This window comes from Flavobacterium sp. B330r (assembly GCF_056824325.1).
In genome coordinates, this window is record NZ_CP124860.1 from 556,999 (window position 1) to 579,842 (window position 22,844).

The 22,844-nt window shown below is 33.5% G+C and carries 22 protein-coding genes; 21 read left to right on the top strand and 1 reads right to left on the bottom strand.

Translation table 11 applies throughout. The features are described from left to right. Window positions 1-176: 176 nt before the first annotated feature. The 19 genes from QLQ95_RS02440 (at window position 177) to QLQ95_RS02530 (ending at window position 18,923) form a co-directional block, all read left to right on the top strand. Complete coding sequence (locus tag QLQ95_RS02440) at window positions 177-1,754, top strand: glycerol-3-phosphate dehydrogenase/oxidase (RefSeq protein ID WP_482502479.1); 1,578 nt, start codon at window positions 177-179, stop codon at window positions 1,752-1,754. 289 nt (window positions 1,755-2,043) lie between these two features. After that, window positions 2,044-2,502 (top strand): MarR family winged helix-turn-helix transcriptional regulator, encoded by a 459-nt coding sequence (locus QLQ95_RS02445; protein ID WP_095929073.1) that lies wholly within the window; start codon window positions 2,044-2,046, stop codon window positions 2,500-2,502. 13 nt (window positions 2,503-2,515) lie between these two features. Then, the gene (locus tag QLQ95_RS02450) at window positions 2,516-3,148 is read left to right on the top strand and encodes an NAD(P)H-dependent oxidoreductase (RefSeq protein WP_095929074.1); all 633 of its coding nucleotides are present in this window, start codon (window positions 2,516-2,518) and stop codon (window positions 3,146-3,148) included. Window positions 3,149-3,187: 39 nt separating this feature from the next. Further along, window positions 3,188-3,754 (top strand): YceI family protein, encoded by a 567-nt coding sequence (locus tag QLQ95_RS02455; protein WP_095929075.1) that lies wholly within the window; start codon window positions 3,188-3,190, stop codon window positions 3,752-3,754. 207 nt (window positions 3,755-3,961) lie between these two features. Continuing rightward, complete coding sequence (locus QLQ95_RS02460) at window positions 3,962-5,242, top strand: hypothetical protein (protein ID WP_482502482.1); 1,281 nt, start codon at window positions 3,962-3,964, stop codon at window positions 5,240-5,242. Window positions 5,243-5,541: 299 nt separating this feature from the next. After that, window positions 5,542-6,942 carry an anthranilate synthase component I family protein gene (locus tag QLQ95_RS02465; protein WP_482502483.1) on the top strand — a complete coding sequence of 467 codons (1,401 nt, stop codon included), beginning with the start codon at window positions 5,542-5,544 and terminating at the stop codon, window positions 6,940-6,942. A gap of 96 nt (window positions 6,943-7,038) precedes the next feature. Continuing rightward, window positions 7,039-7,482 (top strand): hypothetical protein, encoded by a 444-nt coding sequence (locus tag QLQ95_RS02470; protein WP_095929078.1) that lies wholly within the window; start codon window positions 7,039-7,041, stop codon window positions 7,480-7,482. 92 nt (window positions 7,483-7,574) lie between these two features. Beyond that, on the top strand, window positions 7,575-8,141 hold the full coding sequence (locus QLQ95_RS02475) for an anthranilate synthase component II (RefSeq protein WP_320492271.1): 567 nt from the start codon (window positions 7,575-7,577) through the stop codon (window positions 8,139-8,141). Window positions 8,142-8,225: 84 nt separating this feature from the next. Next, the gene (gene trpD, locus QLQ95_RS02480; RefSeq protein ID WP_095929080.1) at window positions 8,226-9,218 is read left to right on the top strand and encodes an anthranilate phosphoribosyltransferase; all 993 of its coding nucleotides are present in this window, start codon (window positions 8,226-8,228) and stop codon (window positions 9,216-9,218) included. Between the two features lie 80 nt (window positions 9,219-9,298). Further along, window positions 9,299-10,078 (top strand): indole-3-glycerol phosphate synthase TrpC, encoded by a 780-nt coding sequence (gene trpC / locus QLQ95_RS02485; protein WP_482502485.1) that lies wholly within the window; start codon window positions 9,299-9,301, stop codon window positions 10,076-10,078. Between the two features lie 85 nt (window positions 10,079-10,163). Next, window positions 10,164-10,796 carry a phosphoribosylanthranilate isomerase gene (locus QLQ95_RS02490; RefSeq protein ID WP_482502486.1) on the top strand — a complete coding sequence of 211 codons (633 nt, stop codon included), beginning with the start codon at window positions 10,164-10,166 and terminating at the stop codon, window positions 10,794-10,796. A 12-nt stretch (window positions 10,797-10,808) separates the two neighbouring features. After that, window positions 10,809-11,990: a tryptophan synthase subunit beta gene (gene trpB, locus QLQ95_RS02495; RefSeq protein WP_132989783.1), complete on the top strand. Its 1,182-nt coding sequence runs from the start codon at window positions 10,809-10,811 to the stop codon at window positions 11,988-11,990. Between the two features lie 80 nt (window positions 11,991-12,070). Further along, window positions 12,071-12,391 (top strand): gamma-glutamylcyclotransferase family protein, encoded by a 321-nt coding sequence (locus QLQ95_RS02500; RefSeq protein ID WP_202006225.1) that lies wholly within the window; start codon window positions 12,071-12,073, stop codon window positions 12,389-12,391. 6 nt (window positions 12,392-12,397) lie between these two features. Further along, window positions 12,398-13,135, top strand: coding sequence for a carbon-nitrogen hydrolase family protein (locus QLQ95_RS02505; RefSeq protein WP_482502488.1), 738 nt, complete (start codon window positions 12,398-12,400; stop codon window positions 13,133-13,135). 101 nt (window positions 13,136-13,236) lie between these two features. Continuing rightward, on the top strand, window positions 13,237-13,998 hold the full coding sequence (gene trpA, locus QLQ95_RS02510) for a tryptophan synthase subunit alpha (protein WP_428237647.1): 762 nt from the start codon (window positions 13,237-13,239) through the stop codon (window positions 13,996-13,998). A 302-nt stretch (window positions 13,999-14,300) separates the two neighbouring features. After that, complete coding sequence (locus tag QLQ95_RS02515; RefSeq protein ID WP_320492275.1) at window positions 14,301-14,930, top strand: TetR/AcrR family transcriptional regulator; 630 nt, start codon at window positions 14,301-14,303, stop codon at window positions 14,928-14,930. Next, a complete protein-coding gene (locus QLQ95_RS02520) occupies window positions 14,920-16,239 on the top strand; it encodes a TolC family protein (RefSeq protein WP_320492276.1) in 1,320 nt (439 codons plus the stop codon). The genes QLQ95_RS02515 and QLQ95_RS02520 overlap by 11 nt, the downstream gene beginning before the upstream one ends. A gap of 12 nt (window positions 16,240-16,251) precedes the next feature. After that, on the top strand, window positions 16,252-17,331 hold the full coding sequence (locus QLQ95_RS02525; protein ID WP_095929088.1) for an HlyD family secretion protein: 1,080 nt from the start codon (window positions 16,252-16,254) through the stop codon (window positions 17,329-17,331). Window positions 17,332-17,336: 5 nt separating this feature from the next. Continuing rightward, entirely contained in the window at window positions 17,337-18,923 is a 1,587-nt protein-coding gene (locus tag QLQ95_RS02530; protein WP_095929089.1) for an MDR family MFS transporter, read from the top strand. 220 nt (window positions 18,924-19,143) lie between these two features. Here the strand turns inward: QLQ95_RS02530 and yaaA are convergent, their stop codons facing one another. Then, window positions 19,144-19,902: a peroxide stress protein YaaA gene (gene yaaA, locus QLQ95_RS02535; RefSeq protein ID WP_482502490.1), complete on the bottom strand. Its 759-nt coding sequence runs from the start codon at window positions 19,900-19,902 to the stop codon at window positions 19,144-19,146. 350 nt (window positions 19,903-20,252) lie between these two features. Between yaaA and QLQ95_RS02540 the strand changes: the two genes are divergently transcribed. Beyond that, window positions 20,253-21,704, top strand: a complete 1,452-nt coding sequence (locus QLQ95_RS02540; protein ID WP_482502492.1) for a CCA tRNA nucleotidyltransferase — start codon at window positions 20,253-20,255, stop codon at window positions 21,702-21,704. Further along, on the top strand, window positions 21,701-22,726 hold the full coding sequence (locus QLQ95_RS02545; protein WP_320492279.1) for a COX15/CtaA family protein: 1,026 nt from the start codon (window positions 21,701-21,703) through the stop codon (window positions 22,724-22,726). The genes QLQ95_RS02540 and QLQ95_RS02545 overlap by 4 nt, the downstream gene beginning before the upstream one ends. The last annotated feature ends 118 nt before the right edge of the window (window positions 22,727-22,844 follow it).

A 22,844-nucleotide genomic window follows, 5' to 3' on the forward strand; every position in this document is an offset into this window, starting at 1 on the left:
CAATATATATAAAATTAATAACCCGACTGGTTTAAAAGCCTGTCGGGTTTATTTTTTTTTAGATCTAGTAAATCCAACTTGAAACCTAAAACAAATAAAACCTGAAACTTTTTCTTCATCAATTTTTAATTTCATTTCGTTAAGTTTGCTTTAAACAAAAAAGTCCCGTAAAAAATATGAATCGTTCAGAGCAGTTACTAAAACTACAAAATACAGAAAATTGGGACGTAATAATTATAGGCGGCGGAGCAAGTGGACTCGGAACCGCAATTGATGCAGCAAGTCGTGGTTATAAAACAATCTTGTTTGAAGCTGTAGATTTTGCAAAAGGAACTTCTAGCAGAAGCACCAAATTGGTACATGGCGGTGTAAGATATTTGGCGCAGGGCGATGTTCATTTAGTTAGAGAAGCATTAAAAGAAAGAGGATTATTGGCGCAAAATGCAAATCATTTAGTTAAAAACCAATCCTTTGTTATTCCAAATTATCATTGGTTTAGCGGTTATTTTTATACCATCGGATTAAAGATTTACGATTTATTGTCTGGTTGCGTGAGTTTAGGAAGTTCTAAATATCTTTCGAAAAAGAAAACTATTGAAATGCTTCCAAACGTAGAAGAAAATGGATTGGTGAATGGCGTTATTTATCATGATGGCCAATTTGATGATTCTCGTTTAGCGATTAACCTTGCTCAAACGGCTGTAGAAAACGGAGCTTGTGTTTTGAATTATGCAAAAGTTGTCAATTTGCTAAAAGACGACAGAAATCAAGTTATTGGTGTTCAAGTTCAAGATCAGGAAAGCGGAATTAAACAGGATATAAAAGGTGCCGTCGTAATTAACGCAACAGGTGTTTTTACAAATGCAATCATGAAATTGAATGATAACGTTTATAAAAAATACATTGTTCCAAGTCAAGGAATTCATTTAGTATTTGATAAATCTTTTTTGCCTGGAGATCATGCCTTAATGATTCCAAAAACAAAAGACGGGAGAGTTTTATTTGCTGTTCCGTGGCATAATCGTGTTGTAGTTGGAACGACCGATACTTTAATTAAAAAACAAAGCTTAGAGCCCATTGCTTTAGAAAGCGAAATTCAATTTGTTCTCGAAACCGCTCAACGTTTTCTAACCAAGAAACCCACAAGAGCAGATGTTCTTTCTGTTTTTGCAGGATTGCGCCCATTGGCTGCTCCCAAAGAAGAAGGTAAAAGCACCAAAGAAGTTTCTAGAAGTCATAAAATTATAGTTTCAGAAACGGGGCTAATTACTATTACAGGAGGAAAATGGACAACATACAGAAAAATTGCTGAAGATATTATGGATAAAGCAATCAAAACTGGAAAATTATCTCCGAAGGAATGTCGCACAGAACATCTTCCCATTCATGGAAATAAATCTACGAATTCTTTAGATAGAGAAAATCACCTTTATATATATGGTACTGATATTCCTAAAATAATTGAATTACAAGAAAGCGAACAAGAGTTAAAAGAAAAACTGCATCCTGATTACGAATTTACAATGGCAGAGGTCGTTTGGGCTATCCGTTACGAAATGGCAAGAACGGTAGATGATATTTTAGCAAGAAGAGTTCGTTTATTGTTCTTAGATGCGAGAGCTGCAATTGAAGTTTCTGAGAAAACAGCAAGAGTAATTGCTAAAGAATTAGAACATGATGAAGCTTGGATCAACACAGAAATTGCCAATTTCAGGCAAATTGCAAACGGTTTTCTTCTCTCGGAATTCCAATAAATGGTAAATTCAGCTTATCTTCAATAACTTTTGTTTTAAAATATTCTTACAAAAAGGCATTTAAAAAATAGTATAAATCAAAATTGCTTCTTGATTTTAAAAAATCATTAATTCACAATATATCAGATCGTTATATTAAAAAATTACATTAATTTTAGTATCGAAAAACGAGTCTTTTAGTTCTTGCTAAAAGCGCAATTAAACATGTTAACAAATAATTAACACAACATTTGTATATACAACTATTAAAAGTTATACATTTGTATATACAAATTATACACTTACGACTATGACAATTGAAGAGGTTATTAAGAGTACGGTTAAGATGGATAATGCGAAAAAAGTTATTCTGAATATCATGTACACGCAAAATGTGATTCAGGATCATTTCAACGAGTTGATCAAACCGTATGATTTATCTGGAGAACAGTATAATGTGTTGCGTATATTAAGAGGACAAAAAGGAAAACCTGCTAATATGTGCGTGATACAAGAGCGAATGCTTGCTAAAACAAGCAACACAACACGTTTGGTAGACAAATTATTATTAAAGGATTTTGTAACTCGAAATGTCTGTCCAGATAATCGAAGAAAAATTGAAGTTTCGATTACAGAAAAAGGATTAGATGTTTTAAAAGAATTAGATCCGAAAGTAGATGAACACGAACAAACGTTTGCTAACAATTTACAACCAGAAGAATTAGTTTTCTTAAATCAATTATTAGAGAAATATAGAACCAACAAATAAAATAATAAAAACTATGAGCAATTTCTTAGAAAATCAAAATTGGAGATACGCAGTCAAACAATATGATGCTTCAAAAAAGATATCAGATGCTGATTTAAATACATTAAAAGAAGCAGTAAGATTAAGTGCTTCTTCATACGGATTACAACCTTATAAAGTAGTTATTGTTGAAAATCCAGAGTTAAGAGAAAAATTAAAAGGAGCAGCTTGGGGACAAACTCAAATTACAGATGCTTCTCACCTATTCATTTTTGCAAATGATTTAAGCCTTGACGGAGGTTCTGTTGACAAATACATCAACAATATTAGCGAAGTAAGAGGCGTTCCTGCTGAAGCTTTAGGCGGATTTAGCGATATGATGAAAGGTGTAATTTCAAATTTATCTGAAGACGCAAAACATATCTGGACGGCAAAACAAACTTATTTAGCTTTAGGAAACTTATTAAATGCAGCTGCCGAATTAAAAATTGATGCTACTCCAATGGAAGGTTTCAGCGCAGCTTCTTTCAACGAAATTTTAGGTTTTGACAAATTAGGTCTAAATGCTTCTGTAATTGCAACTGTAGGTTACAGACATGATGAGGACAAATCTCAACACCAGAAAAAAGTTAGAAAATCACACGAAGAATTATTTATCACTCTATAATTATTTATTAATCAAATTCAAATTTTAATTTTAAAAAACATGAAAAATTTAAAAACTATTGCAATAGCATTATTCGTAGCAGCTGCTAGTATCTCAGTAAATGCTCAAACTAAAAAAATCGACGTAAAAGCATCTACTATTAAATGGGTAGGTAAAAAAGTAACTGGAGAGCACTCCGGAACAGTAAACTTCAAAGAAGGTTCTGTAGTTTTCAAAGGAAAAAAATTAACTGGAGGAAGCTTTACAGTTGACATGACTTCATTAACTTCTACAGATTTAACTGGAGAATACCAAGGAAAATTAAACGGTCACTTAAAAGCTGACGATTTCTTCGGAACTGACAAATTCCCAACTTCAAAATTAGTTTTCAAAACTATCGGTGCAAAATCTGCTGACGTTTATACTGTAACTGCAGACTTAACTATCAAAGGAATCACTAAACCAGTAACTTTTGATATCACTGTAAAAGGAAACACTGCTACAACTGCTTTCAAAGTTGACAGAACTAAATACGATATTAAATACGGTTCAGGTAGCTTCTTCGACGGTTTAGGAGACAAAACTATCAATGACGAATTCGAATTGGCTGTAGCTTTAAAATTCTAATATTTCAAGCTTACTAATTCAGAAATACAATAAACCCCAACAGTTTTTTTACTGTTGGGGTTTATTCTTTTCTAAGCTTTTCAAAAACTTAACATTCTTAATAATATAGTAACTCTTTCGTAATAAGTATCAGGACTTTGATTAACATACGGCTTCTATTTTTGGGACAATTAAAAAAATCAAAAACTAGAAATTAAAATCATAGTTATGAAAACAAAATTACATTTTGCATCTATAATATTCATTATCAGCTTTTTAGCACAAGCTCAACAACAACCAAAAGGAATCGTTGGAACTTCAAACTGGATGACCAACTGGACGAGCTTTAAACCAGCTGGTAATGACTATGGCGAAGCAACCAATATAATTGCCGGAACAATCGACAAAGACACCCGATTGGCAAAGCGTAATATTTATCATTTAGTTGGTGTTGTGTACGTTACAAATAATGCCACTTTAACAATCGAGCCTGGTACTGTAATACGTGGCGATGATAAAACCTGCGGAACTCTTGTAATTACAAATGGAGCTAAAATTATAGCTGAAGGATTAGAAACCGATCCGATTATTTTTACTTCTGAAAATGAAATAAACAATAGAAAACCAGGTGACTGGGGCGGAATTATCGTTTTAGGAAAAGCTCCAATAAACTCTCTTGGAGGTATACATACATTGCCTTTCGATTTAGATCCAACCTTAAATCACTATGGAGGTCAAGATCCAGAAGATAACTCGGGAATTATTAAATACGTGAGAATCGAATATGCTGGAAGAAAATTAAGCGCTTCTAAAGAATTAAATGGTCTTTCTCTTGCTGGCGTTGGAAGAAAAACAATTGTTAGTCATGTTCAAGTTAGCTTTTCGAATGATGATTCTTTCGAATGTTATGGTGGAGATTTAAATCTAAGCAATTTGGTTTCATTTAGAACAACAGATGATGATTTTGATTTTACCCAAGGTGCTCAAATTAACATTAGCAATAGTATTGCTGTTCGCCATCCGTTTTCTTCAGATATTTCAGGTTCAAGATGTTTTGAGGTAGATTCATACGAAAAAGTTGCGGCTACAGACATGACTAAAAAAATGACTAAAATAAATGCCAACAATATTACATTGGTTAATTTAGAAGAAAACAATCAAGGCTTGGTTAGAGAATCTGCCTATATTAAAGAAAACACTTTTTTCAATTTAACCAATAGTGTAGTTTCTGGATTTGCTCCTTTTATTTTATTGGAAGGAAATATCGGAAATGGTGAAGCTAATCTATCAAAAATCACATTTAAAAATGTAATTGCAAACAATTGTCAAGGAGAAATTGAAAGTGAATCTGGAAGCAATATTCCTGGCATAAAAAATTATTATGGTAACCCAGCTTACGGAATAGAGTATACAAAAATGAAACTTAGCGAGCTATTTGCTATTCCAAATATTAAAGGAAATCCAGATTTTAGACTAAATGTAAATAACACGGTAGCAAGTGGTAACTAAGGAGTTATAGAGATACTTTGAATTAAAATTTAACAAATTTTACAAATTCGAAAAGTTTTTTTTCAAATTTTATGTACTCTAATTAAAATTACATTTATATCTTTGTGAAATCAAAATAAAGAAATGAGAACAATTTTAAACAATACTTGGTGGTGGAGCAATTTACGTCAGACGTCGTGAACGAAGCTTCCTATGGTATTGTTAAAACTATAAAATATAAAGGGCTTGTCATCACGACAAGCCCTTTTTTTTGGATCAAATTGAAAATAAATTAACAGAACAACATAAAACTATATATTTTGAAACCTTTTATTCTTAATACACATTACAAACAAATTCTGGCAGATACGGTAACGCCAGTAAGTATTTATTTCAAAATCAGAGATAAATTCCCAAATAGTTTATTACTAGAAAGTAGTGATTATCATGGAAATGACAACAGTTTTTCTTATATCTGCTGCAATCCGATTGCTACAATCAAAATAGAAAATGAAGTTATTTCTAAAACTTTCCCTGACGGAACTTCAGAAAAAATCAATATTGATGCTTCTACAAATATTCCTCAGGTAATTCAGGAATTTTCAAGTCAGTTTAAATCAGAAAAAAACGATTTTAAATTCATCAACAACGGTTTATTTGGATATATTTCTTACGATGCTGTTCGTTATTTTGAAAAAGTATCTATTGCAAAAAAAGACAATGCGACTTCTATTCCAGATATTTTTTATGCTGTTTATCAGAACATTATTGCAATCAATCACTTTAAAAATGAAGCTTATATTTTCTGCCATAGTCTTGATGGAAAAAACAATATTTCAGAAATCGAGCAATTATTACAATCTAGAAATATAGCTTCTTATAAATTTTCTAAAGAAGGCGAAGGTTTCTCTAACTTAACCGATGAGGAATTTAAAACAAATGTGGCTTTAGCCAAAAAACATTGCTATCGTGGAGATGTTTTCCAATTAGTTCTTTCTCGCCGATTTACTCAAGGCTTCAAAGGAGATGAATTTAATGTTTATAGAGCTTTAAGAAGCATTAACCCTTCTCCATATTTATTTTTCTTTGATTATGGAGATTTCAAAATATTCGGTTCTTCGCCAGAAGCACAAATTATCGTAAAAGATAGAAAAGCCGAAATTCACCCAATTGCAGGAACTTTCAAAAGAACTGGAAATGACGAACGCGATGCTCTTTTAGCAAAAGAACTTTCAGAAGATAAAAAAGAAAATAGCGAGCATGTTATGCTTGTTGATTTGGCAAGAAACGATTTGAGCAGAAATGGTCACGATGTTAATGTAGAAAAATATAGAGAAGTGCAGTTTTTCTCTCACGTAATACACTTAGTTTCAAAAGTTACGGGACATTTGCACGACAAAGCAACTACAATGCAAGTTGTAGCAGACACTTTCCCAGCAGGAACTTTGAGTGGCGCGCCTAAACACAGAGCGATGCAGTTAATTGAAGATTGCGAAAAAACAAATCGTAATTTTTATGGAGGCGCAATTGGAGTTATGGATTTTAGCGGCAACTTTAATCACGCCATTATGATTCGAACTTTCCTTTCCAAAAATCATCAATTGCATTGTCAAGCTGGAGCCGGAATTGTAGCAAGTTCTGATGAAGAAAGTGAAATGCAGGAAGTTTATAATAAATTAAGAGCATTAAATACAGCGCTAGAAATGGCAGAGAAGATTTAGTCATCAGTGTTCAGTTTTCAGTCGCAAAACCTGAAACCTGAAATTTGAAACCTGAAACAATTAACCATAAAATATAAAACCACAAACTATAAAACCATGAAAAAAGCAGTATCAATTTTAGTTTTAATCATTACGATGACATCTTGTAATTCAGAAAAAAAGCACAATCCGATTGAAGGAACCTGGCGTCTTATATCAGCTGAAACAACTGAGAAAGATTCGACTTTTTCAACTTTCAATACTAAAACAAAAATGATTAAGATTATTAACGATACACATTTTGCTTTTTTTAATCATGATTTGAAAAATGGAAAAGATTCAACAACAGCATTGTTCTTTGGAGGCGGCGGAAAATATACTTTAAAAGACAGTATTTATACAGAAAACTTAGAGTTCTTTAACAACCGCGATTGGGAAAACAACAAATTTGAATTTGTAGTGAAAGTTCAAAACGACACTTTAATTCAAAAAGGTGTAGAAAAAATAGAAAAATTAGGAGTAGATCGTGTTATAATAGAAAAATACGTTCGAGAAAAATAAATAAAATTTAGTTTCAAGTTTTCTTTGTTTCAAGTTTCAAGTTAGGAACCTTAGAACCTTAGAATCTTAGCAACTTAGTACCTTAAAAAAAAATGAAAAAGATTTTAGTTATAGATAATTACGATAGTTTCACTTACAATTTAGTGCACTATTTAGAAGATTTAAACTGCGAAGTTACCGTTTACAGAAACGACGAATTTGATATTGATGAAATTGCTTCTTTTGAGAAAATTTTACTTTCTCCAGGGCCTGGAATTCCAGATGAAGCAGGTTTGTTAAAAGCAGTAATCGAAAAATATAGTCCGACAAAAAGCATTCTTGGGGTTTGTTTAGGACAACAAGCCATTGGAGAAGTTTTTGGAGGAACGCTTTCTAACCTTGATAAAGTGTACCACGGAGTTGCTACAAATGTAAAAACAGTAGTTTCAGACGAAATTTTGTTTGAAGGTTTAGGAAACGAATTTGAAGTCGGAAGATACCACTCATGGGTCGTAAACAGCAATTTGCCTGAAGATTTAGAAGCAACTTCGGTAGACGAAAACGGACAAATTATGTCTTTAAGACACAAAACTTATGACGTGAGAGGCGTTCAGTTTCACCCAGAAAGCGTTTTGACTCCAAACGGTAAAAGGATTTTAGAGAATTGGATTAAGAGTTAGTGATCAGTATTTCAGTCTCAGTTTACAGTCTCAGTAAAAAACTTAGAATCTCAGCATCTTAGAACCTTAGCAACTTTAAAAAAAATGAAAACTATATTAAACAAATTAATCAACCACGAAGTTCTTACTAAAGAAGAAGCAAAAAACGTATTGATTAATATTTCAAGCGGTCAATACAATCCAAGTCAGATTTCGGCATTTTTGACTGTTTTTATGATGCGAAGCATTACAATTGATGAACTTTCTGGCTTTCGCGAAGCTTTATTAGATCTTTGCATTCGTGTTGATTTATCAGCTTACAATACCATCGATTTATGCGGAACGGGTGGTGACGGAAAAGACACTTTCAACATTTCGACTTTAGCTTCATTTGTATCGGCTGGAGCAGGAATAAAAGTAGCAAAACACGGAAATTACGGAGTTTCATCTATTTCTGGATCCAGCAACGTAATGGAGAAAATGGGAATTAAATTTAGCAACGACTCTTCCTTTTTAGAAAAATGTATCGATCAGGCTGGAATCTGCGTTTTGCATGCTCCCCTATTTCACCCAGCAATGAAAAATGTTGGACCAATTAGAAAAGAATTGGCAGTAAAAACATTCTTTAATATGTTAGGACCAATGGTAAATCCTGCATTTCCACAAAATCAATTGGTTGGAGTTTTCAACTTAGAATTGGCAAGAATGTATGCTTATTTATATCAAAATACAGATACCAATTTTACGATCTTACATTCGCTTGACGGATATGACGAAATTTCATTAACTGGTCCAACCAAAACAATTTCCAACCATATGGAGGGAATGTTGAATCCAGAAGATTTTGGTGTTCGTCTTCTTTCTCAAACCGAAATTGAAGGAGGAAAAACAATTGAAGAATCTGCAGAAATTTTTACGAATATAATTTCTGGAAAAGGAAATGAAGCACAGAATAATGTAGTTTGTGCCAATGCTGCAATGGCAATTTCGACTGTTACGAAATGTTCTCCAAAAGAAGGATTTGAACTGGCTAAAGAAAGTTTATTGTCTGGAAAAGGGTTAAAAGCATTACAGAAATTACAAGAATTAAGCAGGTAAAAAATTGTTTCAAGTTTCAGGTTTCAAGTTTCAAGTTGTTGGAACGAACCTGAAACTTGAAACCTGAAACAAACAAAACAATGAATATCTTAGATAAAATAATACTTGACAAACAAAGAGAAGTTGTTCTAAAGAAATCGATCATTCCGGTTTCTCAGTTAGAAGCTTCTGTGTTTTTTGGAAAACAGACCATTTCTCTTAGTCAGAAATTAAAAGAAAGTAATTCTGGAATTATTGCCGAACATAAACGCCGTTCGCCTTCAAAATCAATCATCAACAATAATTTTACAGTTGAAGAAGTAGTTAAAGGTTATGAGAATGCCGGTGCATGCGGAATTTCAGTTTTAACCGACGGTAAATATTTTGGCGGATCTCTTGACGATTTACTTTTAGCTAGAGCTTCAGTAAATATTCCGCTTTTGCGAAAAGAATTTATTGTAGACGAATATCAGATTTTGGAAGCAAAAGCACACGGAGCCGATTTGATTTTGTTAATCGCAGCAGTTTTAACTCGAGAAGAAATCAAATCATTATCTGAATTTGCAAAAAGTTTAGGTTTAGAAGTTTTGTTGGAAGTTCACAATCAAGAAGAATTAGAAAAATCAATTATGCCGACTTTAGATATGATTGGCGTAAACAACAGAAATTTAAAAACATTCGAAGTAAGTTTAGATTTCAGTAAAGAATTGGCTTCACAAATTCCTAATGATTTTGTAAAAGTATCCGAAAGCGGTATTTCATCAATTGAAGCCATTCAAGAACTTAAACCTTACGGTTACAAAGGTTTCTTAATTGGAGAAAACTTCATGAAAACCGACAATGCTGGTCAAGCGGCAACAGAATTTATTAAACAGCTATAGGCTTTAAGCTGTAAGCAATAAGCCTTCTTAACATTACTAATTTAGCCTAAAGCCTAAAGCTTAAAGCTTAAAGCATTTAAAAAAAATGAAACTCAAAATATGCGGTATGAAATATCCCGAAAACATTCTCGAAGTAGGTTCACTCCTACCCGATTATATGGGATTTATTTTCTGGGAAAAATCCGCTAGATATTGCAATGGGAATGTTCCCGAATTGATAAAAACAATCAAAAAAGTGGGCGTTTTTGTTAATCAAAGTCAGGAAGAAATTCTGGAAAAAGTCGAAAAATACAATTTACAAGCAGTTCAATTACACGGGGAAGAATCAGTTGAATTTTGCTCAACATTAAAAGAAAAACTTCCAAAAAAAATTGAAATTATTAAAGTCTTTTCGGCCGATGAGAATTTCGATTTTGAAATCATAAAACCTTTTGAAAATGTCTGCGATTATTTTCTATTTGACACCAAAGGAAAATTACCAGGCGGAAATGGAACAACTTTCGACTGGAGCATATTAAAAAAATACAATTCGAAAAAGCCTTTCTTTTTAAGTGGCGGAATTGGAATGAATGAATTAAAAGCCATTGAAGAAATTTCAAAAACCAAATTACCTATTTATGCTGTCGATGTAAATAGTAAATTTGAAATCGAGCCAGGGCTAAAAAATAAAAATCTATTAAGCAATTTCAAGCGAAAATTTGATGTTGCCAACTTTTAAAATTTAAATAAAATGAGTTTTAACGTTAACGAAAAAGGATATTATGGAGAATTTGGCGGTGCTTATATTCCAGAAATGTTATATCCAAATGTAGAAGAACTACGTCAGAAATATTTAAGCATAATGGATGAACCTGATTTTAAAGCGGAGTTCAACCAATTACTGAAAGATTACGTTGGACGCCCTAGTCCATTGTATTTTGCAAAACGTTTATCTGAGAAATACAATACCAAAGTTTATCTAAAAAGAGAAGACTTAAACCATACTGGAGCACACAAAGTTAACAACACAATTGGGCAAATCTTACTTGCAAAACGTTTAGGTAAAAAAAGAATTATTGCCGAAACTGGAGCTGGCCAACACGGTGTAGCAACCGCAACAGTTTGTGCCTTAATGGGAATTGAATGCATCGTTTACATGGGTGAAATCGACATTGCGCGTCAGGCACCAAACGTGGCTCGTATGAAAATGTTAGGCGCAGAAGTTCGTCCGGCACTTTCGGGTTCAAGAACTTTAAAAGATGCTACAAATGAGGCAATTCGTGATTGGATTAATAACCCAGTTGATACGCATTATATCATCGGATCTGCAATTGGGCCACATCCTTACCCAGATATGGTGACACGTTTCCAAAGCATTATTTCTGAGGAAATCAAATGGCAGTTAAAAGAAAAAGAAGGTCGTGAGAATCCTGATTATGTAGTAGCTTGTATTGGCGGAGGAAGTAATGCGGCTGGAACTTATTATCACTTTTTGCACGAACCAGAAGTTGGAATTATCGCGGTTGAAGCTGCTGGAAAAGGTGTTGACAGCGGACACAGCGCTGCAACTAGTAAATTAGGAAAAGTTGGCGTTATTCATGGTTGTAAAACACTTTTAATGCAAACTCCAGACGGACAAATTACAGAGCCTTATTCTATTTCTGCAGGTCTAGATTATCCTGGAGTTGGGCCTTTGCACGCCCATTTAGCACAAACAGGAAGAGGAGAATTTTTCTCAGTTACTGATGATGATGCGATGAATGCCGGTCTTCAATTAACAAAATTAGAAGGAATTATTCCAGCAATTGAAAGTGCACACGCTTTTGCAGTTCTAGATCAGAAGAAATTCAAGCCTACAGATGTTGTTGTAATAAGTCTTTCTGGTCGTGGTGACAAAGATTTAGATAATTATATAGATTACTTTAAATTGTAATAAAAATTGTAATTTGGGCGTTCAAATCCCGAAAGTTATCGGGAGTCTGTACGCTAACAAATAAAGAGAAAATCATAATTATGGAACTATTATTCTCCTACGGAACATTAAGATCGAAACAAATTCAGATGCAGATTTTTAATAAAGTTTTAAGCGGCAGTCCAGATCAAATACTGGGCTTCAAACTTAAAAGTTTACAAATTGAAGAAGAGTTTGGAATGGCAGATTATGTTGTGGCTGTACCAAGTGAAAGCTTGGAAGACATTATACACGGTGTTGCTTTTGAAGTTTCTAATCAAGAATTGTTAAAAGTAGATCAATTCGAGTCTAATTCATACAAAAGAGTTCAGGTCAAACTTCAATCAGGAAGAGTAGCTTGGGTTTATACAGAAAATAAATAATATAAAATGATTTTAGCGGCTGCGCAGACCAAACCAAAACGTGGAGACATATCTTCTAATTTACTGAATCATTATCATCTTATTGAATTGGCGGCGCAAAATGGCGCTAGTTTGATTGCGTTTCCTGAATTATCTATTACGGGTTATGAAAGAGAAAATGCAGAAGCTTTAGTTTTTACAGAAGACGATTATAGAATTGATCACTTAAAAGAATTGTCGGTTAGAAATAATATTGTCATTATAGCTGGAGCGCCAATTCGAATAGATTCAAAACTGTTTATTGGCGAATTTATTATAGCTCCAGATGATTCTGTTTCTATTTATACGAAACAATTTTTACATGAAGGCGAAGGTGATTTTTTCGATTCTTCGTTTGATTACAACCCTATGTTAACGATTGAGGGTCAAAATATTTCTTTTGCAATTTGCGCCGACATTGACAATCCGCTACATCCTGAAAACGCAGCTAAAAATGATACCGATATTTATATCGCAAGTATTTTCTTTTCGCCAAACGGAATTCCGAATGCGTATAGAGATTTACAAAATTATGCTGAAAAACATAAAATGAATGTTTTGATGTCGAATTTCAGTGGAGAATCTTGGGGATCGCCGTCAGCAGGCCAAAGTGCTTTTTGGAATAATAAAGGAGAATTAGTCGCCCAAATGAATGATGCTGATTCTGGATTATTATTGATCGAAAAACAAAACGATAATTGGATAAGTAAAATTATTGTCGCTTAGCAGAATTTCCTTCAAGGTTTTCAAAACCCTGTAGGTCTACAAACAATTAAATACAAACACCTACAAGGTTTTGAAAACCTTGCAGGAGAAAAAATATAAAAATGAACAGAATAACTCAAAAATTACAAGAAGATAAAAAGATCCTTTCGATCTATTTTTCTGCGGGATATCCGAATTTAAATGATACGGTGCAGATTATTCAGGATTTAGAAAAAAATGGAGTGGATTTAATCGAAATTGGACTTCCTTTTAGTGATCCTTTGGCAGACGGACCAACTATTCAGGCTAGTTCTACAACAGCGCTACATAACGGAATGACAACGCAAATTCTTTTTGATCAACTGAAGAACATCCGCGAAAGCGTAAAAATTCCGTTGATTATTATGGGATATTTTAATCCGATGTTACAATATGGTGTTGAAGCTTTTTGCCAGAAATGTGCTGAAATTGGAATTGACGGTTTAATTATTCCAGATCTTCCAGTTGATGTTTATGCAGATGAATACAAAGCGATTTTTGAAAAATACGGATTAATTAATGTATTCTTGATTACGCCTCAAACTTCAGACGAACGTATTCGTTTTATTGACAGTGTTTCAAACGGATTTATTTATATGGTAAGTTCTGCAAGCGTTACAGGATCTCAATCTGGTTTTGGAGATGTTCAAGAAAGCTATTTTGAAAGAATCGCTAATCTAAATTTGAAAAATCCTCAAATAGTTGGTTTCGGAATTTCGAATAAAGAAACTTTCAATCAGGCTACCAAATATGCAAAAGGTGCAATAATTGGAAGTGCTTTTATTAAACATTTAAGCGAAAACGGAAGCGGAAAAATTGAAGAATTTGTTGGAGAGATTCGATAAATAAATCTCAATAAGCATATCGTTTGTCATTCTGAGAAACGAAGAATCACACTCGTAACTCTATAAAGATTGGCGACATAGTTTGCGGAATTTCTAGTGTGATTCTTAGTTCCTCAGAATGACAAAACAAGCTCACATAGCTGAAATACTAAAGTATTTCAGCTTTTTTATTTTAACTAATTAATGCACGATTTAACATAAATTATCGAAAGCGTTTTATGTTAATATTGTGTTAAAATAAAATTAAACAAGTGTTTAAATTAAACAAGTGTTTAATTTTGCATCCGATTAGAAACAATACCATGTCACACATCGAATTGAACGATAAAAAAATTCAGATTCTCAATGTTGCAGAAAAGCTATTTTCTGAGAAAGGATTTGAGGGTACATCGATACGGGATATCTCCAAGGAGGCCAAAATTAACATTGCAATGGTCTCTTATTATTTTGGTTCGAAAGAAAGGCTACTGGAAGCTCTTATTTTTCACAAGACCGTTGATTTAAAACTACAACTCGAAAATTTATTACAAGAAGACATAGAACCTCTTGAAAAAGTCAATAAATTAATCGAAATTTACATCAACAGAATTTGCCTTAATAAAGGGATTTACAGGGTTTTACATTTTGAACTTTACAACAAAAAGAGAGAAAAAAGCCTTCAAGCTTTTACTGAGCTTAAAAAAGGAAATTTAAAATCGGTTGAAAGCATTATTAAGCAAGGTCAAGCTGTGGGGGTTTTTAGAAAAGATGTAAATATCCAGCTTATTACACCAACAATTATCGGAACCTTTTTTCACTTTCACATGAATCGCTCTTTCTTCGAAGAAATATTTGATTTAAAAACCGAAGAAATGTTTAACAATTACATTAAAAACGATCTTACAAAGCACATTCAACAAACTATAAAAGCGCTACTTGTTTATGAAAATTAGTCAATTAATGCTCTTTGGAGTTTTCTTTATCGGAATATCTTCAATGGAAGCACAAGAGAAAACAAGTTTAACCTTGGGCGAAGCCGTACAAATGGCTTGGGAAAAGAGTAACGAAGTTACACTTGCCAATACTAAGGTAAACACAAAAAAATACGAATTAAAAACCGTAAAAAATAATCAATACCCAGATCTTAAAATTTCCGGTCAATATCAGCGTCTTACAAAAGCATCGATTGATATGCCTAATCAGGGTGAAAGTGCTTCATTAGCTTCTCCAGATAGAGCAATGCTTGGAATGGCAAATTTAAGTCTTCCTATTTTTGCTGGATTTAAAATTCAAAACAGCATTGATGCATACGATAACTTATATGAAGCTGAAAGCGCAAATGCTGAAAAAACTAAAGAAGATGTTGCTTTAAAAGCAATTACTTATTATACGGCATTATACAAGGCTCAAAAAACTTTAGATGTTTTAAACGAAAATCAAAAAAGTGCTAAACAGCGTGTTACTGATTTTACAGAGTTGGAGAAAAACGGAATTATTCCGAGAAATGATTTATTGAAAGCGCAATTATTAGTTTCTAAAACGCAATTATCTATTGATGAAGCTAATAACAACATCAATAATATCAACTTCTATTTGACTACTTTGCTGAAACTAGATCCTAATGTAAAAATTCAGGTAAATGAAGAAGATTTCTTTAATCTTAAAACAAGCAATTCTATAACATCTGATGCTGTTGCACTTGAAAGCAGAAAAGATTTAGAAGCAATAAGATTACAAGGTAAAGCTTCAGAAGCTAATGTCAAAATTGCAAAAGCTGGATATTATCCTTCAATTTCACTTTTAGGCGGTTACACTGCATTTGATCTTAAAGACATTGTAACAGTAAAATATGCGATGAACTTTGGAATCGGATTATCTTATGATTTATCTGGAATTCTAAAAAATAGTGTTCACGTAAAAGAAGCAGAAAGCAGAGCTTTGGAAGTAAAAAATACTGAAGCAATTATGACAGACCGCATTAAAGTAGAGGTTCAAAAATCTATTGAAGATTATGACCTTGCAATTAATCAAAGTGTGGTTTATGAAGAAGCATTACAGCAAGCAGCAGAAAACTACAGATTAGTAAAAGATAAATTTGACAATGGTTTATCTGACACTAATGATTTAGTAGAAGCAGATGTAGAGCATTTAAATGCCAAAATTCAAACTGCTTTATCTAAAGCAACCATTATTCAAAAATATTACGAATTACTTTCAGTATCAGGACAATTATCACAATCATTCAATCTTTCTAAAATATAATCGATAGCTCTCATGGAAAAGAAAAAAACAAATAAAAAATTCATCATCATACTTGCAGTTCTGATTTTAGGAGGCGGAACTTACGGAATATCTAAATACCTACACGGTCAAGCTCACGAAGAAACGGATGATGCTCAAATCGAGAAAAAAATGAACCCGATTATCCCGAGAGTTTCAGGATATATCAGCAAAGTTTATGTGAAAGATAATGATTATGTAAAAAAAGGAGATACTTTATTTACTATTGACAAGAGAGATTATCAATTAAAGATTGATGAAGCTAATGCTGCTTTATTAGGTGCTGAAGGTCAGTACGAAGCTGCAAAAGCGGATATTGGAAGTGCTTATGCAAGCATCTCAGTATCTGATGCTCAAATGAGATCTGCAACCGGTTCTATCGAAAGTGCAAGAATTAGATTGAGACAGCTTACAAACGATTACAATCGTTACAACAACTTGTACAAAACTCATACTATTACAAAACAACAATATGAGCAAGCTTTAACAGCAAAAGAAGAAGCAGAAAACCAAGTACGTGTTTTAGAGCAACAACAAAAAGCTACTTCTTACCAAAAATCTGTTATTCAGTCAAAATCTAAAGTTTCAGACAAACAAACAGAAGTTGCTGCAGCAAATATCAAAAAAGCAAAAACAATGCTAGATGTGGCTCACTTAAACCTTTCTTATACCGTAGTAACTGCTGCAATTGATGGTCAGGTTTCTAAAGTTGATATTCAGCCAGGACAATTGGTTCAGCCAGGACAATCTTTATTCTACATCATTAACAACAACGAAGCTTGGGTTGTAGCAAACTTTAAAGAAACACAATTAAACAAAATGGTTGTGGGACAAAAAGTAAGTTTAAAAGTAGATGCGTATCCAAACTATGAGTTTAAAGGCACTGTAACTTCTTTCTCACCTGCTACAGGATCTCGTTTTTCATTATTACCTCCTGACAATGCAACAGGAAACTTCGTAAAAACAATTCAGAGATTACCAGTAAAAATTAGTATAGATGAATCAAACGATCCTGAGAAAGTAAAACTTTTAAGACCAGGAATGAATGTTGATGTAGATGTACATTTGAAATAAAATAAATGGCAACAGCAGTACAAGATGACGATTTAGTAGAATACGGTTTCAGACGTGTTGTCATTACGATTACAGCAGTACTTTGTGCACTGCTGGAAATTGTAGATACTACGATTGTAAACGTAGCGCTAACTGACATGCGCGGAAGTCTTGGTGCTACCTTGACCGATGTGGCATGGGTAATTACAGCATACGCTATTGCGAATGTTATTGTAATTCCGATGACGAGCTGGCTATCGCAGCAATTTGGAAGACGTAACTATTTTGTGGCTTCCATTATAATATTTACAGTCTGTTCTTTTTTGTGTGGTAATGCCACAAATATTTGGGAGCTTGTAGCTTTCCGTTTCGTACAAGGTATGGGAGGAGGAGCTTTACTAGTAACAGCCCAAACGATTATTACAGAAAGTTACCCAGTAGCAAAACGTGGAATGGCACAGGCTATTTACGGTATGGGTGTAATTGTTGGTCCAACTCTAGGTCCGCCTTTGGGAGGATATTTAGTAGATAATTATTCTTGGCCTTATATTTTCTATATCAATATTCCGTTGGGAATTATTGCAACTATTTTGGCATTAACATTTGTTAGAAGTCCGAAATATGGAGAAAAACTAAAAGCCAATCAGGTTGACTGGTGGGGAATTATTTTGTTAAGTGCCTTTATTGGTTCTTTACAATTCGTATTAGAGCACGGACAGCAAGACGACTGGTTTAACGATTCACTTATTGTAACCTTAAGTGTTGTGACAGTTTTAGGATTGGTTCTTTTTATATGGAGAGAGCTTACCTACAAACATCCGATCGTAAACTTAAGCGTTTTAAAAGATGGTAACCTTAGAATTGGAACTATAATGTGTTTTATTCTTGGTTTTGGTCTTTATGGTTCAACATTAATCATTCCGATTTATACACAGTCTATTTTAGGATGGACGGCAACTGATGCAGGGTTATTACTGATTCCAGGTTCTATCACAACGGCGATCATGATGCCATTTGTTGGAAATATGATTCAAAAAGGGGTTCCTCAAGGATACATGGTTGGAGTAGGATTTTTAGTTTTCTTCTTCTTTACTTTTATGATGTATAGCCGAATGACACCAGATACAGGAGTTGAACATATGTATTGGCCTTTAATTTTAAGAGGAATTGGTTTAGGACTACTTTTCGTACCTATTACAACACTTTCTCTTTCTACTTTGAAAGGAAAACAAATCGGTGAAGGAGCAGCATTTACAGGAATGATGCGTCAGTTAGGCGGGTCTTTTGGTATCGCGATCATTACTACTTTCATCACACGTTTCAGCCAGTCACACCGAGTAGATTTAATTAATAACCTAGATCCTGCCAAGTTTGAAGTACAGCAGCGAATTGCAGGAATGCAGCACGCGTTCATGGCAAAAGGATATAGCGCAGATGTTGCTTTGAAAAAAGCGTATCAGGCTATTGAAATGTCAGTGATGAAGCAAAGTACTGTAATGGCATACATGGATATTTTCATGTATCTCGGAATCATGTTTTTATGTTGCATACCGATTATTCTCTTTATTAAAAAAGGGAAGAACAAAATTAGTGCAGCCGACGCAATGCATTAATGATAATAATAATTTTATAATACGCATAAACGCCGAATTCTTAATTGAATTCGGCGTTGTTTTTTATTTCTATTTTACCGCAAAGAACGCAAAGATTATATTTTTACGAGGTCACAAAACGCAAAGTTCGCAAAGCTTTATCATAAAAAACTTTGCGAACTTTGCACGGTAAAAAAAACTTAGAACCTCAGCCCCTCAGAACCTTAGCATCTTTTTAAAATCATCTTGTAAAAACTAAATGATTCCCTTTAGAAAGATTCGCATCAAACTGATATCCATCGTAATTGAAACCTTTTAAATCGTCAATAGTTTCAGTGTTTGTATCGATAATATAACGAACCATCATACCTCTCGCCTTTTTCGCAAAGAAACTGATCATTTTTAATTTTCCATCTTTGTAATCTTTAAAATCTGGAGTAATTACAGGAATTTTTAAAGCTTTTACATCAATAGCCGAAAAATATTCGTTACTCGCTAAATTCACAAACAATTCGTCTTTTTTCAATTCTTTATTCAAAGCTTTAGTCACAGTTGGTTTCCAGAATTCATGCAGATTTTTAGATTCACCAACCGGCATTTTTGTTCCCATTTCCAAACGATACGCCTGCATTAAATCAAGCGGTTTCAAAAGACCGTAAAGACCTGATAGAATTCGAAGTTTATCTTGTAAATCATCTAATTTTTCTAACGGAATTGTATAAGCATCTAAACCTGCATAAACGTCACCATCAAATGTATAAACCGCCGGACGCGCATTTTCTGGTGTGAAAGGCGTTTTCCACTCCTGATTTCTCTTCCAGTTTAAATCGGCTAATTTGTCTGAGATAGACATTAATTCTGATAATTCAGAAGGCTTTTTTTCTTTTACTACTTTATGAACCACTCTTGCTTCTTTTAAGAATGAAGGTTCTGTATATTGAGATGTTGGTAATTCTTTTTCGAAATTCAGTGATTTCGCTGGAGATATAACAATTTTCATGTGTGCATTTTTCTGTGATTCAAAAATACAAATTGCATTTCTAAAAATTATCGTTTACAATTGATTTGTTCTATTGTTGTATTTTTTTTAGCCACAGATTAAAAAGATTCACACAGATTTTTTTAATCCTTTTAATCCTGTAATCTGTGGCAGAAAAAAAATAATTCGTGGAAATTCGTGCAATTCGTGGCAAACCTTTCCCAATTCATAAAAATCGACCCTACAAAATGTGAAATTGTTCAAAAAAGTGAGCTCTAGATTATAATAGGCATTTTCTATGTTGTAAATTTGCATGCATTTTATTTCTACTGAAATTAAATAATGCTTTTACTCAAAAAATCAGTGAATTCGTGGCGATACAAACAAATTATAAAACTGCTTTACAAAACAAAATCTTCGATGTTATTTCGAAAGCTTCTCAGGAATTAAAAATCGACTCTTATGTGATAGGGGGATTTGTTCGCGATTTGCTTTTAAATCGAGGTTCTAAAAAAGATATTGATGTAGTTGCTGTGGGAAGTGGCATCGAATTAGCGCTTAAAGTTTCCGATTTACTTCCGAATAAACCAAAAGTTCAGGTTTTTAAAACTTACGGAACTGCCATGCTTCGTTTTGAAGATACGGATATTGAATTTGTTGGTGCCCGAAAAGAATCATATAATCGTGATAGCCGAAATCCGATTGTGGAAAACGGAACTTTGCAGGACGATCAAAACCGTCGTGATTTTACAATCAATGCTTTTGCTTTATCTTTAAATAAAAACAATTTTGGAGATCTTTTAGACCCTTTTGATGGTTTAACCGATTTAGAAAATAAAACAATCAAAACGCCTTTGGATCCAGATATTACCTATTCTGATGATCCTTTGCGAATGCTTCGTGCGATTCGTTTTGCGACTCAATTGAATTTCGAAATTGAAGAAAATTCTTTGAATGCGATCACAAAAAATGCAGATCGCATTAAAATTATATCTGGCGAAAGAATCGTTGATGAATTAAACAAAATTCTTATGACGGATAAACCTTCAACAGGGTTTTTACTGTTATACAAAACAGGACTTTTAGATTTAATTTTACCTGAATTGACCGCGTTAAATCAGGTTGAAGAAATTGAAGGACATACGCACAAAAACAATTTTTACCATACGCTGGAAGTTGTCGACAATATTTGTCCAAACACAGATGATGTTTGGCTTCGTTGGTCGGCATTATTACACGATATTGGAAAGGCGCCCACTAAACGTTTCACCAAAAAACAAGGTTGGACTTTTCACGGACACGAATTCTTGGGCGGAAAAATGGCAAAGAAAATCTTTGAACGTTTGCACATGCCATTGAACCACAAAATGAAGTTTGTGCAGAAAATGGTTATTATGAGTTCGCGTCCGATTGTTTTGGCTCAGGATATTGTGACGGACAGCGCGGTTCGCCGTTTGGTTTTTGATGCTGGCGAAGATGTCGAAAATTTAATGACTTTGTGCGAGGCAGATATCACAACCAAAAATCCATCAAAATTCAAGAAATATCATAAAAATTTCGAACTCGTACGCAAGAAGATCGTTGAAGTAGAAGAACGAGATCACGTTCGTAATTTTCAGCCACCAATTACTGGAGAAGAAATTATGGAAATATTCGATTTGAAACCGTCACGCGAAATTGGAATTTTAAAAGAAGCAGTAAAAGAAGCTATTTTAGAAGGTGATATCCCGAATGAATATCAGGCGGCTTATGATTTTGTAATTAAAAGAGCGGAGAAATTGGGCTTAAAAAAGTTGAGAAATAAGTATTATTTAATAAAATGAAAAAAGAGAATAAATCAGTAATCATTTGGTTACTATCAGGCTGTGTTTTATTGTTTTTAATGGTTGTCGTGGGAGGAATTACCCGTTTAACCAATTCAGGTTTATCAATGACCGACTGGCATTTGGTAACCGATACCTTTCCGCCTTTAACAGACGCCAAATGGCAAGCCGCTTTTGACGAGTACAAAAAATTTCCAGAGTATCAGAAAATCAACATTCATAACGATTTTCAATTAGCCGATTATAAATTCATTTATTTCTGGGAATGGTTTCACCGTTTCATCGGTCGTATAATTGGATTGGTTTTCTTTGTACCATTTGTTTACTTTTTAGCCAAAAAGAAATTAGATACAGATACGATTAAAAAATGTATCGTTCTTTTGGCAATGGGAGCTTTTCAAGGATTTTTAGGCTGGTTTATGGTAAGAAGCGGATTAATTGACAATCCAGATGTAAGCCACTTCAGACTTTCATTACACTTAACTTTTGCATTCATTACTTTCGCATACACACTTTGGGTTGCCTTAGATTTAATTTATCCTGAAAGAAATATCAACAAAATTCTACCGCTTAGAAATATTGCGCGTTATGCTTTGGTTGCTCTTCTAATTCAAATCATTTACGGCGGATTTGTAGCAGGTCTAAATGCAGGACTAATTCATAATCACTGGCCTTTAATGAGTGACGGAGAATTTATTCACGAATCGGTTTTTATTGAGCAATCTTCTTTAGTTAAAAATTTAATTGAAGGAAAAAGTGGTGTTCAGTTTGTACACAGAACTTTTGCTTATGTAGTAGTCGCGATTATTCTTTTCCTTTTCTTCAAAAGCAAAAAATATACGCTTACTCACACTCAATCAAACGGAATCAAAACTTTAGTCGTTTTTGTTTTTATTCAGTTTTTATTGGGAGTTTTCACTTTATTATATAGCGTGCCATTGGCTTTAGGATTAATTCACCAAATTATGGCGTTTTTCCTTTTGAGTGCAATGACGTATACATTGCATAGATTGAGCAAATAAAATCGAATATATTAAAACATAAAAAAGCTGTCTCAAAAGGACAGCTTTTTTTATGAGCTTCGGAGAAGCGAAATATTTATAGCAAAAGATAAAAGTTTACAATATAAAGCTCCAGCGG

Coding starts and splice junctions, on each gene's coding strand:
- QLQ95_RS02470 (WP_095929078.1), top strand. CDS start 7,039: ATGAAAAAAGCAGTATCAATTTTAGTTTTAATCATTACGATGACATCT.
- QLQ95_RS02490 (WP_482502486.1), top strand. CDS start 10,164: ATGAAACTCAAAATATGCGGTATGAAATATCCCGAAAACATTCTCGAA.
- yaaA (WP_482502490.1), bottom strand. CDS start 19,902: ATGAAAATTGTTATATCTCCAGCGAAATCACTGAATTTCGAAAAAGAA.
- QLQ95_RS02445 (WP_095929073.1), top strand. CDS start 2,044: ATGACAATTGAAGAGGTTATTAAGAGTACGGTTAAGATGGATAATGCG.
- trpB (WP_132989783.1), top strand. CDS start 10,809: ATGAGTTTTAACGTTAACGAAAAAGGATATTATGGAGAATTTGGCGGT.
- trpC (WP_482502485.1), top strand. CDS start 9,299: ATGAATATCTTAGATAAAATAATACTTGACAAACAAAGAGAAGTTGTT.
- QLQ95_RS02520 (WP_320492276.1), top strand. CDS start 14,920: ATGAAAATTAGTCAATTAATGCTCTTTGGAGTTTTCTTTATCGGAATA.
- QLQ95_RS02455 (WP_095929075.1), top strand. CDS start 3,188: ATGAAAAATTTAAAAACTATTGCAATAGCATTATTCGTAGCAGCTGCT.
- trpD (WP_095929080.1), top strand. CDS start 8,226: ATGAAAACTATATTAAACAAATTAATCAACCACGAAGTTCTTACTAAA.
- QLQ95_RS02530 (WP_095929089.1), top strand. CDS start 17,337: ATGGCAACAGCAGTACAAGATGACGATTTAGTAGAATACGGTTTCAGA.
- QLQ95_RS02450 (WP_095929074.1), top strand. CDS start 2,516: ATGAGCAATTTCTTAGAAAATCAAAATTGGAGATACGCAGTCAAACAA.
- QLQ95_RS02525 (WP_095929088.1), top strand. CDS start 16,252: ATGGAAAAGAAAAAAACAAATAAAAAATTCATCATCATACTTGCAGTT.
- QLQ95_RS02500 (WP_202006225.1), top strand. CDS start 12,071: ATGGAACTATTATTCTCCTACGGAACATTAAGATCGAAACAAATTCAG.
- QLQ95_RS02545 (WP_320492279.1), top strand. CDS start 21,701: ATGAAAAAAGAGAATAAATCAGTAATCATTTGGTTACTATCAGGCTGT.
- QLQ95_RS02440 (WP_482502479.1), top strand. CDS start 177: ATGAATCGTTCAGAGCAGTTACTAAAACTACAAAATACAGAAAATTGG.
- trpA (WP_428237647.1), top strand. CDS start 13,237: ATGAACAGAATAACTCAAAAATTACAAGAAGATAAAAAGATCCTTTCG.
- QLQ95_RS02515 (WP_320492275.1), top strand. CDS start 14,301: ATGTCACACATCGAATTGAACGATAAAAAAATTCAGATTCTCAATGTT.
- QLQ95_RS02505 (WP_482502488.1), top strand. CDS start 12,398: ATGATTTTAGCGGCTGCGCAGACCAAACCAAAACGTGGAGACATATCT.
- QLQ95_RS02460 (WP_482502482.1), top strand. CDS start 3,962: ATGAAAACAAAATTACATTTTGCATCTATAATATTCATTATCAGCTTT.
- QLQ95_RS02475 (WP_320492271.1), top strand. CDS start 7,575: ATGAAAAAGATTTTAGTTATAGATAATTACGATAGTTTCACTTACAAT.